At 44.5% G+C, this 15,086-nt stretch carries 12 protein-coding genes and 1 other annotated feature; all 12 genes read right to left on the reverse strand.

What is annotated here, in order from left to right:
• Positions 1–27: 27 nt before the first annotated feature.
• Positions 28–2,106 carry an elongation factor G gene (fusA, locus tag BTA30_RS17480; protein WP_076762587.1) on the reverse strand — a complete coding sequence of 693 codons (2,079 nt, stop codon included), beginning with the start codon at positions 2,104–2,106 and terminating at the stop codon, positions 28–30.
• A gap of 49 nt (positions 2,107–2,155) precedes the next feature.
• A complete protein-coding gene (rpsG, locus tag BTA30_RS17485; RefSeq protein WP_076762588.1) occupies positions 2,156–2,626 on the reverse strand; it encodes a 30S ribosomal protein S7 in 471 nt (156 codons plus the stop codon).
• 124 nt (positions 2,627–2,750) lie between these two features.
• Positions 2,751–3,167, reverse strand: a complete 417-nt coding sequence (gene rpsL, locus BTA30_RS17490) for a 30S ribosomal protein S12 (RefSeq protein WP_076762589.1) — start codon at positions 3,165–3,167, stop codon at positions 2,751–2,753.
• 103 nt (positions 3,168–3,270) lie between these two features.
• Complete coding sequence (locus tag BTA30_RS17495) at positions 3,271–3,519, reverse strand: 50S ribosomal protein L7ae-like protein (protein ID WP_076762590.1); 249 nt, start codon at positions 3,517–3,519, stop codon at positions 3,271–3,273.
• A 121-nt stretch (positions 3,520–3,640) separates the two neighbouring features.
• Positions 3,641–7,240: a DNA-directed RNA polymerase subunit beta' gene (gene rpoC / locus BTA30_RS17500; RefSeq protein WP_076762591.1), complete on the reverse strand. Its 3,600-nt coding sequence runs from the start codon at positions 7,238–7,240 to the stop codon at positions 3,641–3,643.
• Positions 7,241–7,300: 60 nt separating this feature from the next.
• On the reverse strand, positions 7,301–10,882 hold the full coding sequence (rpoB, locus tag BTA30_RS17505; RefSeq protein WP_076762592.1) for a DNA-directed RNA polymerase subunit beta: 3,582 nt from the start codon (positions 10,880–10,882) through the stop codon (positions 7,301–7,303).
• Positions 10,883–11,132: 250 nt separating this feature from the next.
• Positions 11,133–11,738, reverse strand: a complete 606-nt coding sequence (locus BTA30_RS17510) for a class I SAM-dependent methyltransferase (RefSeq protein ID WP_076762593.1) — start codon at positions 11,736–11,738, stop codon at positions 11,133–11,135.
• A gap of 139 nt (positions 11,739–11,877) precedes the next feature.
• The gene (gene rplL / locus BTA30_RS17515; RefSeq protein WP_076762594.1) at positions 11,878–12,249 is read right to left on the reverse strand and encodes a 50S ribosomal protein L7/L12; all 372 of its coding nucleotides are present in this window, start codon (positions 12,247–12,249) and stop codon (positions 11,878–11,880) included.
• A 43-nt stretch (positions 12,250–12,292) separates the two neighbouring features.
• Positions 12,293–12,793: a 50S ribosomal protein L10 gene (rplJ, locus tag BTA30_RS17520; RefSeq protein ID WP_076762595.1), complete on the reverse strand. Its 501-nt coding sequence runs from the start codon at positions 12,791–12,793 to the stop codon at positions 12,293–12,295.
• Positions 12,794–12,862: 69 nt separating this feature from the next.
• Positions 12,863–13,004, reverse strand: a sequence feature (ribosomal protein L10 leader region).
• A 47-nt stretch (positions 13,005–13,051) separates the two neighbouring features.
• The gene (gene rplA / locus BTA30_RS17525) at positions 13,052–13,750 is read right to left on the reverse strand and encodes a 50S ribosomal protein L1 (protein WP_076762596.1); all 699 of its coding nucleotides are present in this window, start codon (positions 13,748–13,750) and stop codon (positions 13,052–13,054) included.
• A 102-nt stretch (positions 13,751–13,852) separates the two neighbouring features.
• Complete coding sequence (rplK, locus tag BTA30_RS17530) at positions 13,853–14,278, reverse strand: 50S ribosomal protein L11 (protein WP_003178300.1); 426 nt, start codon at positions 14,276–14,278, stop codon at positions 13,853–13,855.
• A 169-nt stretch (positions 14,279–14,447) separates the two neighbouring features.
• Positions 14,448–14,981, reverse strand: a complete 534-nt coding sequence (gene nusG / locus BTA30_RS17535; protein ID WP_076762597.1) for a transcription termination/antitermination protein NusG — start codon at positions 14,979–14,981, stop codon at positions 14,448–14,450.
• Between the last annotated feature and the right edge of the window lie 105 nt (positions 14,982–15,086).

Genomic DNA, 15,086 nt, shown 5'->3' on the forward strand with positions numbered 1-15,086 from the left:
TATACTTTAATGAAGAGGCAAAATCAATTATTCGCCTTTATTTTTTTTGATGATCTCTTCAGAGATGCTCTTCGGTACTTCTTCGTAGTGATCCATGAACATAGTGAACGTACCGCGACCTTGCGTATTAGAACGAAGTGCAGTAGCGTAACCGAACATTTCAGCAAGAGGAACCATCGCGCGAACAACTTGTGCGTTACCGCGAGCTTCCATACCTTCTACGCGTCCGCGACGAGAAGTAACATCACCCATGATATCTCCCATGTATTCTTCAGGAATAACAACTTCAACTTTCATAATTGGTTCAAGAAGAACAGGGTTACATTTGCTGACTGCATTTTTCAATGCCATTGAAGCAGCGACTTTAAACGCCATTTCGTTTGAGTCAACGTCATGGTAAGATCCATCAAAAAGTTTTGCCTTGATGTCAATTAGAGGGAATCCTGCTAAGACACCATTTTCAAGAGAGTCTTCAAGACCTGCTTGTACGGCTGGGATGTATTCACGAGGAACAACACCACCGACAATTGCGTTTTCGAATTCAAATCCAGCGCCTTCTTCATTAGGTTGGAATTCAATCCAAACGTGTCCGAACTGACCGCGTCCACCAGATTGACGTACGAATTTACCTTCAACTTTTGCACCTGTACGGAATGTTTCACGGTACGCAACTTGAGGAGCACCTACGTTAGCTTCTACTTTGAATTCACGCTTCATACGGTCAACAATGATATCAAGGTGAAGTTCACCCATACCAGAGATGATCGTCTGACCAGTTTCCGGATTTGTTTGAGTACGGAATGTAGGATCTTCTTCAGCAAGTTTAGCTAAAGCGATACCCATTTTATCTTGGTCAGCTTTTGATTTAGGCTCAATCGCTACATCGATAACCGGCTCTGGGAATTCCATTGATTCAAGGATTACAAGATCCTTTTCATCACATAGAGTATCTCCAGTAGATGTATCTTTTAGGCCTACAGCAGCTGCGATATCTCCTGCGTAAACAGTAGCGATCTCTTCACGGCTGTTGGCATGCATTTGCAAGATACGTCCGACACGCTCACGTTTGCCTTTCGTTGAGTTTTTCACGTATGAACCGGAATCAAGAGTTCCAGAGTACACACGGAAGAACGTCAGCTTACCAACATAAGGGTCAGTCATTACTTTAAATGCAAGTGCAGAGAATGGCTCTTCATCAGAAGAATGACGAACGATCTCTTCATCAGTTTCCGGGCGTACACCTTTGATTGCAGCAACATCAGTTGGTGCAGGAAGGTAGTCAAGAACTGCATCAAGTACAAGCTGAACACCTTTGTTTTTGAAAGCAGAACCGACTAGTACTGGATAGAATTCAACATTCAAAGTACCTTTACGGATTGCAGCTTTCAACTCGTCGATTGTGATTTCTTCACCTTCGAGGTACTTTTCCATAAGCTCTTCATCAAGCTCTGCGACAGCTTCAATTAAGCTGTTACGAAGCTCTTCGGCTTGTTCTTTGTACTCTTCAGGGATTTCTTTCGCATCAGAACGAGTTCCAAGATCATCTTCGTAGAAATACGCAACGTTTTCTACAAGGTCGATGATACCTTCGAAGTTGTCTTCAGCACCGATTGGCAATTGGATTGCATGGGCGTTAGCTTGAAGACGGTCTCTTAAAGTACCTACAGAGTAAAGGAAGTCTGCGCCGATTTTGTCCATTTTGTTGACAAATACGACACGCGGAACTCCGTAAGTTGTTGCTTGGCGCCATACTGTTTCTGTTTGAGGCTCAACGCCTGATTGTGCGTCAAGGACGGCAACGGCACCATCAAGTACGCGCAGGGAACGTTCAACCTCAACTGTGAAGTCTACGTGTCCTGGTGTATCGATGATGTTAACGCGGTATCCTTTCCATTGTGCAGTTGTTGCAGCAGATGTGATTGTGATACCACGTTCTTGTTCCTGTTCCATCCAGTCCATTTGGGAAGCTCCTTCATGAGTTTCACCAATTTTGTGGATACGGCCTGTGTAGAACAAGATACGTTCAGTTGTCGTCGTTTTACCGGCATCGATGTGAGCCATGATTCCGATATTACGAGTTTTTTCTAAGGAGAACTCTCTTGCCATTGGGTCTTTTCTCCTTCCTTCTTAGGGAATAATATTTTGTCGTACAAGATTACCAGCGATAGTGAGCGAACGCTTTGTTTGCTTCAGCCATCTTATGCGTATCTTCACGTTTCTTAACAGCAGCACCAGTGTTGTTAGCTGCATCAAGAATTTCGTTGGCTAAACGCTCTTCCATCGTTTTTTCTCCGCGAAGACGAGCGTAGTTTACTAACCAGCGAAGACCAAGAGTCGTACGTCTTTCAGGACGAACCTCTACAGGCACTTGGTAGTTCGCACCACCTACACGGCGTGCTTTAACTTCAAGTACTGGCATGATGTTTTTCAATGCTTGTTCGAAAACCTCCATTGCATCGTTGCCGGTACGTTCTTTAATGATATCGAATGACTTGTATAGGATTGTTTGAGCTTTACCTTTTTTACCGTCGATCATCATTTTGTTGATCAAACGAGTTACAAGCTTAGAGTTGTAAAGCGGATCAGGTAAAACGTCTCTTTTTGTTACAGGACCTTTACGTGGCATCTGATTATCCTCCCTTCTCTTGTTACGGGTTTAAACAAGCAGAGGGATTTCGCAGCTCATGCCTTTATCAGCATTGCCAGAACTCCTTGCTTTTAAAAACCCTTTTATTTGTATTTAAACTGACTTATTTTTTCTTAGGACGTTTTGTACCGTATTTTGAACGGCCTTGTGCACGGTTTTCAACTCCGGCAGTATCAAGCGCGCCACGCACGATGTGGTAGCGTACCCCCGGTAAGTCTTTAACACGTCCGCCGCGGATCAATACGACACTGTGCTCTTGCAGGTTGTGTCCGATACCAGGAATGTAAGCCGTAACCTCGATTCCGTTTGTTAAGCGAACACGGGCATATTTACGAAGCGCTGAGTTCGGTTTCTTCGGTGTCATTGTACCAACACGAGTACATACCCCGCGTTTTTGTGGTGAAGATACGTTAGTGTGCTCTTTCTTAAAGCTGTTGTATCCTTTGTTAAGTGCAGGGGACTTAGAAGCTTCAACTTTGTTCACGCGTCCCTTGCGTATCAACTGATTAATTGTAGGCATGTTGTATTCCTCCCTTCATCATGTTTTATAACCCACATACCCAGGTGGTTCATTTAAAAGCAAAAAACAATGCCTTTGCATGGAAGCAAAAACAACGAGTACGTTATTGAATAATGGCAACAGCTGCCGCACCGACCTCAATTCCGCAAGCTTTGCCGAGCTTTTTCATTGACTCTGCCAATGTGACGGGAACGCCTTGTTCATTCGCCAGGTTAATGACACCAGCCGTCAGACAAGGATCTGCGTCTTTTGCTACGACAACTTCCTTTACAGAGTTGCGTTTGAGTGCTTTAACTGTCTGCTTCGTACCGATAATAATGGATTGAGCCTGTGATACTTTATCATAAGACATCATACATCCTCCAAAGTAACAGGTTTAAATTGAGCACCTTGGTTATATTATCATCCTGAAAGAAGGATGTCAACACAGTATGACAATTTTTAGTGACATCCTTCTTTAGGACATTTTAAATTTATTCTGCCGGAACCATTTCATCCGAAGATTGAACTTGCAATACCGGCTTCACTTTGCGGTAGTTGAGCATTCCTGTTCCAGCCGGAACAAGCTTACCGATGATGACATTCTCTTTCAGACCGAGAAGCTCATCCCGTTTTCCTTTGATTGCTGCATCTGTCAGGACGCGTGTTGTTTCCTGGAATGATGCGGCAGACAAGAAGGAATCCGTTTCAAGAGATGCTTTTGTAATACCGAGCAGCACCGGACGGCCTGTAGCAGGTCGTTGTCCTTTAAGCAACACTTTTTTGTTTGCTTGAGTAAACTGATGAATATCGAGAAGTGTGCCAGGCAGTACTTCTGTATCGCCGGCATCGATCACACGCACTTTGCGAAGCATCTGGCGGACCATAACCTCGACGTGTTTATCCCCGATTTCAACACCCTGCATACGGTAAACCTTCTGCACTTCATGTAGAAGATATTCTTGAACCGTCGTGATGTCTGTTACTTTCAGAAGCTCTTTCGGATCGACTGAACCTTCCGTCAGCACCTGGCCGCGGTAGATTTTATCTCCTTCAGATACTTTTAGGCGGGCGTTGTATGGGGCCGTATATGAACGGCTTTCAACTTCACCCTGTACAACGATTTCCTGCTGTTTATCACGCACTTCGTTGATTTCAGCTACGACACCGTCAATTTCAGAAATCGTGGCCTGACCTTTAGGGTTACGCGCTTCGAATAATTCCTGGATACGCGGCAAACCTTGTGTAATATCGTCTCCGGCAACCCCGCCCGTATGGAAGGTACGCATTGTCAGCTGTGTACCAGGCTCACCGATGGATTGGGCAGCGATGATTCCGACCGCTTCTCCGACTTCAACATCGGTTCCCGTTGCCAGGTTTCGGCCGTAGCATCGTTTACATACTCCATGTGACGTATTACATGTAAATGCAGAACGGATCCACACTTCCTCGATACCGGCTTCAACGATTTCTAATGCTTTGTCTTCGTCGATCAGCTCGTTTTCTTTAACGAGAATTTCGCCGGTTTCCGGATGTTTAACTGGTTTTCTCGCAAAACGGCCGATGAGACGTTCTTCAAGACGCTCGATCACTTCTGTGCCTTCTGTGATAGATTCTGCAAGAATTCCCCGGTCAGTGCCGCAATCTGTCTCACGAATGATAACATCTTGAGCAACATCTACGAGACGGCGTGTCAGGTAGCCTGAGTCAGCTGTCTTCAGTGCTGTATCGGCAAGACCTTTACGAGCACCGTGGGTGGAGATAAAGTACTCCAGAACCGTTAAACCTTCACGGAAGCTTGATTTGATTGGAAGTTCGATGATTCGTCCGGCCGGGTTGGCCATCAGACCGCGCATACCCGCAAGCTGTGTAAAGTTTGATGCGTTACCCCGGGCTCCTGAATCACTCATCATGTAGATTGGGTTAACTTCATCCAGGGACTTCATCAGCTTGCCTTGGATTGTATCTTTAGCCGCACTCCAAATGGAAATAACGCGTTCATAGCGCTCTTCTTCAGTGATCAGACCGCGTCTGAACTGCTTCAGAACGTTATCGACTTTCCCTTGCGCTTCTTCAAGGATTTTCTTTTTGTCATCCAAAACGACGATATCGGAAACACCGACCGTGATTCCGGCTTTTGTTGAATACTTAAAGCCGAGATTCTTCATGCGGTCAAGCATTTTTGACGTTTCTGTGATGTGGAATCTTTTGAAGATCTCCGCAATGACTTTACCAAGGATGCCTTTTTTGAACGGTGCGTTGATTTCCTGGTTCTTAATGGCTTCTTTAACATCTGTACCGTAATCCAAGAAGAAACGGTCAGGCGTTTTTTCTTCAATGTTGCTCTTCGTCGGTTCGTTCATGTATGGGAACGACGGCGGAAGAATTTCGTTGAAGATCAGTTTTCCTACAGTTGTAATGAGCAGCTTGGAACGCTGTTCTTCTGTAAATGTTTCATTTTTCAAGGAGTTAACCGCAACGGCCACTCTCGTATGCAAATGAACATATCCGTTTTGATAAGCAAGCAGCGCTTCATCCGTATCTTTGAAAACCATGCCTTCGCCGACTGCGCCAGGGCGTTCAAGCGTCAAGTAGTAGTTTCCAAGTACCATATCCTGAGACGGCGTAACAACCGGTTTTCCGTCCTTAGGGTTCAGGATGTTTTGCGCAGCGAGCATGAGAATGCGCGCTTCAGCTTGCGCCTCGGCAGATAAAGGTACGTGAACCGCCATTTGGTCACCGTCGAAGTCAGCGTTGTATGCAGTACATACAAGCGGGTGAAGACGGATGGCACGGCCTTCAACAAGCGTTGGTTCAAACGCCTGGATTCCCAGTCTGTGAAGCGTAGGTGCACGGTTTAGAAGAACCGGGTGTTCCTTGATGACTGATTCAAGCACATCCCATACTTCAGGCTGAACGCGTTCAATTTTACGCTTCGCACTCTTTATGTTGTGGGCAAGACCTTTTTCTACAAGCTCTTTCATGACGAAAGGCTTAAACAGTTCCAAAGCCATTTCTTTCGGCAGACCGCATTGGTACATTTTCAGGTTCGGACCTACGACGATAACCGAACGACCTGAATAGTCAACACGCTTACCGAGAAGGTTTTGACGGAAACGGCCTTGTTTACCTTTCAGCATGTGGGAAAGGGATTTTAACGGTCTGTTTCCCGGACCTGTTACAGGACGGCCTCTTCGTCCGTTATCGATCAGGGCGTCTACAGCTTCTTGAAGCATGCGCTTCTCGTTTTGAACGATAATGCTTGGCGCTCCAAGATCCAACAGACGCTTCAAACGATTGTTACGGTTGATGACACGGCGGTAAAGATCGTTAAGGTCAGATGTCGCAAAACGTCCTCCGTCAAGCTGTACCATTGGTCTCAGTTCAGGCGGAATGACCGGAAGAACATCAAGGATCATCCAAGATGGTTTATTTCCGGAGTTACGGAATGCTTCCAGCACTTCAAGACGCTTGATCGCACGTGTGCGGCGCTGTCCTTGAGACGTTTTAAGCTCTTCTTTAAGCATATCCACTTCTTTTACGAGATCGATATCCTGAAGAAGCTTATGAATCGCTTCAGCACCCATAGAAGCTTGAAACTTACTGCCGTATTTATCAAGATACGCCCGATATTCTTTTTCAGAAAGAAGCTGTTTTTTCTCAAGCGGCGTATTTGCCGGATCTGTAACGACATAAGAAGCGAAGTAAATGACTTCTTCCAATGCACGCGGAGACATATCCAGCACAAGACCCATGCGGCTTGGGATTCCTTTAAAATACCAGATGTGAGAAACCGGGGCTGCCAGTTCGATATGCCCCATTCTCTCACGACGGACTTTAGCCCGGGTTACTTCAACTCCACAACGGTCACAGACTACGCCCTTATAACGAACTCGCTTGTACTTCCCGCAATGGCATTCCCAGTCCTTTTGAGGACCGAAAATGCGCTCGCAGAACAAACCATCTTTTTCAGGTTTCAAAGTACGGTAGTTGATTGTTTCAGGCTTTTTCACTTCTCCGTAAGACCATGAACGGATTTTATCAGGTGAAGCGAGACCGATGTTCATATACTCAAAATTGTTCACATCCAGCAAGGGGCCTACCTCCCTTTTTATCTTCGGGTTATACCCATGTCACTTGCGTCAAAAATTTATTTAGTCTTTTGTCACGACATCTCGTTCTATATCAGCAGAAACAAACTCTTCGGTTTCTTCTTCATTTGACAGAGAAAGACCTTCGTTTTGTTTCGTATCTTCATCGTCTTCCAAGTCTCTCATTTCAATTTCTTCTTCATCGCTTGACAGAATTTTAACGTCCATACCCAAGCTTTGAAGTTCTTTGATTAATACTTTGAACGATTCAGGAACACCTGGTTCTGGAACGTTGTCGCCTTTTACGATGGCTTCGTAAGTTTTCACACGACCCACGACATCATCGGATTTTACAGTAAGAATTTCTTGAAGCGTGTATGCCGCGCCGTAAGCTTCCAGCGCCCACACTTCCATCTCACCAAAGCGCTGTCCTCCGAACTGTGCTTTACCACCGAGAGGCTGCTGGGTAACGAGTGAATAAGGACCTGTTGAACGGGCATGCAGTTTGTCGTCAACCATGTGGGCCAGTTTGATCATATACATGATTCCCACGGAAACCCGGTTATCAAATGGTTCTCCAGTACGGCCGTCATACAGAACGGTTTTCGCATCTCTTGACATGCCGGCTTCTTCGAGTGTTTCCCACACGTCTTCTTCACGGGCACCGTCAAATACCGGTGACGCGACATGCAGACCAAGGCGGCGTGCAGCCATACCAAGGTGAAGCTCCAATACCTGCCCGATGTTCATACGGGATGGAACGCCAAGCGGGTTTAACATGATGTCAATCGGTGTTCCGTCAGGCAGATACGGCATATCTTCTTCAGGAAGAATCTTCGAAATAACACCTTTGTTACCGTGGCGTCCGGCCATTTTGTCCCCTTCAGAGATTTTACGCTTCTGAACGATATACACACGGACAAGCTGGTTCACGCCAGGAGGCAGTTCATCGCCGTCTTCGCGGTTGAAGACTTTCACGTCAAGGATAATACCTCCGCCGCCGTGCGGTACACGGAGAGACGTATCGCGGACTTCGCGCGCTTTTTCACCGAAGATAGCATGAAGCAGACGTTCTTCTGCTGTAAGCTCGGTAACACCTTTTGGCGTTACTTTTCCGACGAGAAGGTCTCCGTCTTTTACTTCAGCACCGACACGGATAATTCCGCGTTCATCCAGATTGCGGAGCGCATCCTCACCAACGTTCGGAATATCGCGTGTGATCTCTTCAGGTCCGAGTTTAGTATCCCGGGCTTCTGATTCGTATTCTTCAATATGGATAGACGTATAAACGTCGTCTTTTACAAGGCGTTCGCTCATGATGATGGCATCCTCATAGTTGTAGCCATCCCATGTCATAAAGCCGACCATGACGTTGCGTCCAAGGGCGAGCTCGCCTTTTTCCATAGATGGGCCGTCAGCTAAAATTTCACCTTTTACAACCTCGTCTCCGACGCTTACGATCGGACGCTGGTTATAGCAAGTTCCTTGGTTGGAACGAATAAACTTCAGCAGGCTGTATTTATCAAGGTTTCCTTTTACTTTTTGGCCGTCGATTTCTTCATAGCGGCGCACCCATACATTCTTCGCTTCCACCCGTTCCACGATTCCCGGATAGCGGCAGATGACGGCTGCACCGGAATCTTTCGCAGATACATATTCCATTCCTGTTCCGACAACCGGCGACTCAGGCTGCATCAACGGCACAGCCTGACGCTGCATGTTCGCTCCCATCAGGGCGCGGTTCGAGTCATCGTTTTCCAAGAAAGGAATACATGCAGTCGCGGCAGAAACAACTTGCTTAGGCGAAACGTCCATGTAATCGACTCGATCTTTAGGAACAACAGTGTTCTCCCCTCTGAAGCGGGCGACAATGCTGTCGTCTACAAATGAGCCGTCATCATTAAGGCGTGCGTTCGCTTGTGCAACAACATAGTTGTCTTCTTCATCAGCTGTCAAATAGTCGATTCTCGGCGTTACTTTTCCTGTCTCAGGATCAACACGGCGGTACGGTGTTTCAATAAAACCGAAACGGTTAACCTTCGCGAATGAAGAAAGCGAGTTGATCAATCCGATGTTCGGGCCCTCAGGCGTTTCGATCGGACACATCCGGCCGTAGTGGGAGTAGTGAACATCACGCACTTCCATTCCGGCGCGCTCACGGGTCAAACCGCCAGGTCCAAGCGCTGATAGACGACGTTTGTGCGTCAGCTCAGCGAGCGGATTCGTCTGATCCATGAACTGAGAAAGCTGTGAGCTTCCGAAAAACTCTTTAATTGAAGCGATGACTGGGCGAATATTAATCAGCTGCTGCGGTGTGATCGTGTTTGTATCCTGAATAGACATTCTTTCACGAACAACGCGCTCCATTCGGCTTAAACCGATGCGGAACTGGTTCTGCAGAAGCTCTCCTACTGAACGAAGACGACGGTTTCCTAGATGATCGATATCATCTGTATCGCCTACTCCGTGAAGCAGATTAAAGAAATAGCTGATCGAAGAGATAATATCAGAAGGTGTAATATTTTTAACGCCTTCCTCGATAAAAGCATTTCCAATCACATTGATTGTCTGCTCGCCTTCTTGATCAGTAGGTGAGTAGATTTTGATAGATTGAAGTGTCACTTCATCTTCGACTACTCCGCCATTTGGATAAAGCTTTTTAAATCCGATTCCGCTTTCCAAGTATGGCAGCACTTTATCAAGTGTTCTTCTGTCCAAAATCGCGCCTTTTTCGGCAAGGATTTCCCCTGTTTCAGGATCGACAAGCGTTTCGGCAAGCCGCTGATTGAAAAGACGGTTTTTGATATGAAGCTTTTTATTAATTTTATAACGTCCTACACTTGCAAGATCATATCTTTTCGGATCGAAGAATCTTGAATCAAGCAAGCTTTTTGCGTTTTCTACTGTAGGCGGTTCTCCAGGACGAAGACGCTCGTAGATTTCAAGAAGCGCTTTATCGGTGTTTTCAGTGTTATCTTTATCAAGCGTATTGCGCAAATACTCATTTTCACCGACAAGATCAATGATCTCTTGATCAGATCCGAAGCCAAGAGCACGCAAAAGAACCGTAACCGGCAACTTACGTGTGCGATCAATGCGTACATACACAACATCTTTCGCATCAGTTTCGTATTCTAACCATGCGCCACGGTTTGGAATGACAGTCGCGGTAAAACCTCTTTTACCGTTTTTGTCTACTTTACCACTAAAATATACACTTGGAGAACGAACGAGCTGAGATACGATGACCCGTTCTGCACCGTTGATAATAAAGGTTCCAGTGTCTGTCATGATAGGGAAATCCCCCATAAAGACATCCTGATCCTTCACCTCGCCGGTCTCTTTGTTGATTAAGCGAACTTTAACCCGCAGCGGAGCTGAGTAGGTTACATCACGTTCTTTTGATTCTTCTACCGGATACTTAGGATCACCCAAGCTGTAATCAATAAATTCCAGAGAGAGGTTACCAGTGAAATCCTCAATTGGCGATATGTCTTGAAACATCTCTCTAAGACCCTCATCAAGAAACCACTGATAAGAAGAGGTTTGAATTTCAATGAGATTTGGTAATTCTAACACTTCGCTAATGCGTGCATAGCTTCTGCGCTGGCGGTGTCGTCCATACTGAACTAGTTGACCTGTCAACTGATTCACCCCTCAAATCATGCGTAATATATGTGTAACAAGCATTTCTTCCTAAAAATATGTAAGAAATACTTTTACAAGACAAAAGAAAAAAGGGTTTCTTATTAGAAAACCACATCCAAAAACAAAATACCGATTTTATTAGTCTTCCCAAAAATGTATATTTTATACAAACCAAGGCGTTTCTTAAAAATGTCAGCAAAATATATACATTGGCATTTTATAATATTAACATAGCTGAAAATCCGAGTCAAACTTTTTTTGCTTTGATGATATAGTACCCTTTCTTTTTTTGAACGACTTCTACGTTCGCAAAAAGTTCTTTTAATTTATCAATGGCAGAAGGCCCGCCTTGTTTTTTCTGAATGACGACCCATAAGTCGCCTGAAGGCCGCAAATATTCAGCGCTTTTTTCAAAAATGGCGTGTACAGTTTTTTTCCCGGCTCGTATGGGGGGATTTGTAATAATGGAAGCGAATTTTTTTGCAGGTTCGACGTTTGAAAACAGATCGCTTTGGTATACCTCAACATTTTCGATCTGATTATTTAACGCGTTTTCCTTCGAAAGTTCGACAGCTCTTTCATTGACATCAACCATGTGAACCATTCGATCTTCGAAATCCGCAGCAAGCGAAAGACCAATCGGGCCATAGCCGCAGCCTACATCCAAAAAATCACCTTCTGCATCAGGTTCACGGAAAGCTTCAATCAGCAGTCTTGAACCAAAATCAACCTCTTTTTTTGAAAAGACCCCGCTGTCGCTGATAAAAGTAAACGTCCGGTTTCTTAAACGAAATGTCCACGTTTTTCTGCTGCTTTTTGCTGAAGGTTTTTCCGAATAATAATGGTCAGTCATCACAGAACCTCCTCAGTTGGTGAACTCTCCAGATATCTTGAAACAAGATGGCTTTTCTTATGCGGAAGGGACTACAATTAATTAGCAAAGAAAAAGCTCGCTTTTAAAAGCGAGCTTTCCCCTAAAGATTAGGTGAAGATTACTTAACTTCTACAGAAGCGCCAACTTCTTCAAGTTTAGCTTTAAGCTCTTCAGCTTCTTCTTTCGCAATACCTTCTTTAAGAGGTTTTGGAGTGTTGTCAACAAGTTCTTTAGCTTCTTTCAAGCCAAGACCAGTGATTTCACGAACAACTTTGATGACTTTGATTTTTTGGTCTCCTGCACCAGCAAGAACAAGATCAAATTCAGTTTGTTCTTCAGCAGCACCGCCGCCAGCAGCTCCGCCAGCTACAGCTACAGGAGCAGCAGCAGTTACGCCAAATTCTTCTTCAATTGCTTTTACTAAGTCGTTCAATTCAAGTACAGTTGCTTCTTTAACGGAAGCAATGATTTCTTCGATATTTAAAGCCATTTGTAATTCCTCCATTTTGTTTATTTTTTAAATACTGATTACATTAAGCGCCTTGTTCTTCCTTTTGTTCTGCAACAGCTTTAGTTGCAAGAGCAAGGTTGCGAACTGGAGCTTGAAGTACGCTAAGCAACATAGAAAGCAAGCCATCGCGGGATGGAAGTTCAGCAAGAGCTTTCACTTCTTCAACAGTAGAAACTGTGCCTTCGATAACACCGGCTTTGATTTCAAGCGCTTCGTGCTTTTTAGCAAACTCGTTAAGAACTTTAGCTGGAGCAACAACATCTTCAGTACTGAATGCAATTGCATTCGGTCCAGTTAAGAAATCGTTTAAACCATCAAGTTCAGCTTGTTCAACCGCACGGCGAGTCATTGTGTTTTTATAAACTTTGAACTCAACGTTAGCTTCGCGAAGCTGTTTGCGAAGTTCTGTTACTTCAGATACGGTAAGGCCGCGATAATCAACGATGATCGTTGATTTACTTTCTTTCAGTTTAGAAGCAATCTCTTCAACAACAACTTTTTTTGTTTCAATTGCGCTGCTCATGGTTACACCTCCTGTAAGATTCATCTGTGTAACACTTATACCGTTTGGTGATCACGTTCTTGAACGACGGGGTCCATATAAAAAGCCTCCATTCGACATGGAGGCTGTATATACAAGCATACGTAACGTAAGAGCTGTGATATATATACACCTCGGTAGGAAATTAAGCCTTGGGGGCACCTACTGTCTACGGTATAAATGACATATTTTATTATACAACGTTTTGAATTATATCAGAACGTATAATAAGAGTCAATATTATTTTACGTTGAAAGTTGATGGGTCCACTTTGATTCCAGGTCCCATTGTAGATGTAACAGATACGTTTTTCACGTATACGCCTTTAGCGGCAGCAGGTTTTGCTTTCAAAATTGTGTCATACATTGTTGCAAAGTTTTCAACAAGTTTGCCTTCTTCGAATGACACTTTTCCGATTGGAACATGGATGTTCCCTGCTTTATCAACGCGGTATTCAACTTTACCGGCTTTGATTTCTTTTACTGCTTTTTCAACTTCGAATGTAACTGTTCCTGTTTTAGGGTTTGGCATTAGACCTTTTGGTCCAAGCACGCGTCCGATTTTACCGACTTCACCCATCATGTCAGGAGTCGCAACGATGACATCAAAGTCAAACCAGCCTTGCTGAATTTTGTTGATGTAATCAACATCGCCTACGTAGTCTGCACCAGCAGCTTCTGCTTCTTTCGCTTTCTCTCCTTTAGCGAAAACAAGGACGCGCTGAGTTTTGCCTGTTCCGTTTGGAAGAACAACTGCACCGCGGATTTGCTGGTCGTTTTTACGAGGGTCAACACCTAAACGAAATGCCGCTTCAACAGTAGCATCGAATTTAGCTGTGTTTGTTTTCTTCACAAGCTCAATCGCTTCATTTACATCGTAAGCTTTTGTACGCTCTACAAGCTTGGTAGCTTCGACGTATTTTTTACCTTTTTTAGCCATTTGAAAATTTCCTCCTTAGTGGTTTTAGCGGAATAACCTCCCACGAATAAGGGTTGCGAACTTGTCTGATCCAAACTCGCAACCCATCAAAGAAACAAAAAATTAGTCTTCGATCACAATACCCATACTGCGGGCAGTTCCTTCAACCATACGCATAGCCGCTTCAACATCTGCCGCATTTAAGTCAGGCATTTTTGTTTCGGCGATTTCACGTACTTTATCGCGTTTAACGGTTGCGACTTTATTACGGTTAGGCTCACCAGAACCCGACTCAATCCCAGCCGCTTTTTTAAGCAATACAGCAGCAGGCGGAGTTTTTGTAATAAATGTAAATGAACGGTCTTCGTAAACCGAAATTTCTACAGGAATGATAAGACCAGCCTGGTCAGATGTACGAGCGTTAAACTCCTTACAGAATCCCATGATGTTAACACCGGCTTGACCTAATGCAGGTCCAACTGGCGGAGCTGGATTCGCTTTCCCAGCAGGAATTTGCAATTTTACAACTTTAACTACTTTTTTAGCCACGAGACACACCTCCTTAAGTCCGTGATGTGGTAATAGGGTGAACCCTCCCACTCAAGGTCTCATTCTTTATATGAATGATGAAAATATCAAGCTAGCTGCCTTGGCCATTTTGCCAAGACGCACCTTTGTATATTACCACTTTTATATAGTGATTTCAAGCGCTTTTCCATTACAATTTGTCAACTTGAGTAAATTCGAGTTCAACCGGGGTCTCTCTTCCGAACATGTTAACAAATACTTTGACCTTATTTTTGTCATGGTCGATTTCCTCAATCGTCCCTGTGAAATCAGCGAACGGACCGTCAATGACCTTAACGGTTTCTTTCAATTCAAAGTCAATTTCTGTTTTACGTTCTTCAAGACCCATTCGCTTCAGAATTCTTTCTGCTTCGCCCGGAAGCAAAGCCGTCGGTTTTGAACCAGATCCCGCTGAACCGACAAAACCTGTCACACCCGGCGTATTCCGAACAACATACCAGGAATCGTCCGTCATGACCAGTTCCACAAGAACATAGCCTGGGAATACCTTCTTTTTGACAACCTTTTTCTTGCCGTTTTTAAAATCTGTCTCTTCTTCCTCAGGCACAACGACGCGGAAAATCTTATCCTGCATTCCCATCGATTCAACCCGTTTTTCCAAATTCGCCTTTACCTTATTTTCGTAGCCGGAGTACGTGTGAACAACATACCATTTCTTTTCCATTCTCATTCAGGACTCTTTAAGTCCTTCCCTCCCCACACCTTAAAAGTTTATTGGAAATTGACACTTCTTTTATACGAGCCTCATATTTCGAAACAATGAAAAAAC

This window comes from Bacillus swezeyi (assembly GCF_001969815.1).
Lineage (GTDB): Bacteria > Bacillota > Bacilli > Bacillales > Bacillaceae > Bacillus > Bacillus swezeyi.

Coding starts and splice junctions, on each gene's coding strand:
- rplL (WP_076762594.1), bottom strand. CDS start 12,249: ATGGCTTTAAATATCGAAGAAATCATTGCTTCCGTTAAAGAAGCAACT.
- BTA30_RS17510 (WP_076762593.1), bottom strand. CDS start 11,738: ATGACTGACCATTATTATTCGGAAAAACCTTCAGCAAAAAGCAGCAGA.
- rpsL (WP_076762589.1), bottom strand. CDS start 3,167: ATGCCTACAATTAATCAGTTGATACGCAAGGGACGCGTGAACAAAGTT.
- BTA30_RS17495 (WP_076762590.1), bottom strand. CDS start 3,519: ATGTCTTATGATAAAGTATCACAGGCTCAATCCATTATTATCGGTACG.
- rplA (WP_076762596.1), bottom strand. CDS start 13,750: ATGGCTAAAAAAGGTAAAAAATACGTCGAAGCTACCAAGCTTGTAGAG.
- fusA (WP_076762587.1), bottom strand. CDS start 2,106: ATGGCAAGAGAGTTCTCCTTAGAAAAAACTCGTAATATCGGAATCATG.
- rplJ (WP_076762595.1), bottom strand. CDS start 12,793: ATGAGCAGCGCAATTGAAACAAAAAAAGTTGTTGTTGAAGAGATTGCT.
- nusG (WP_076762597.1), bottom strand. CDS start 14,981: ATGGAAAAGAAATGGTATGTTGTTCACACGTACTCCGGCTACGAAAAT.
- rpsG (WP_076762588.1), bottom strand. CDS start 2,626: ATGCCACGTAAAGGTCCTGTAACAAAAAGAGACGTTTTACCTGATCCG.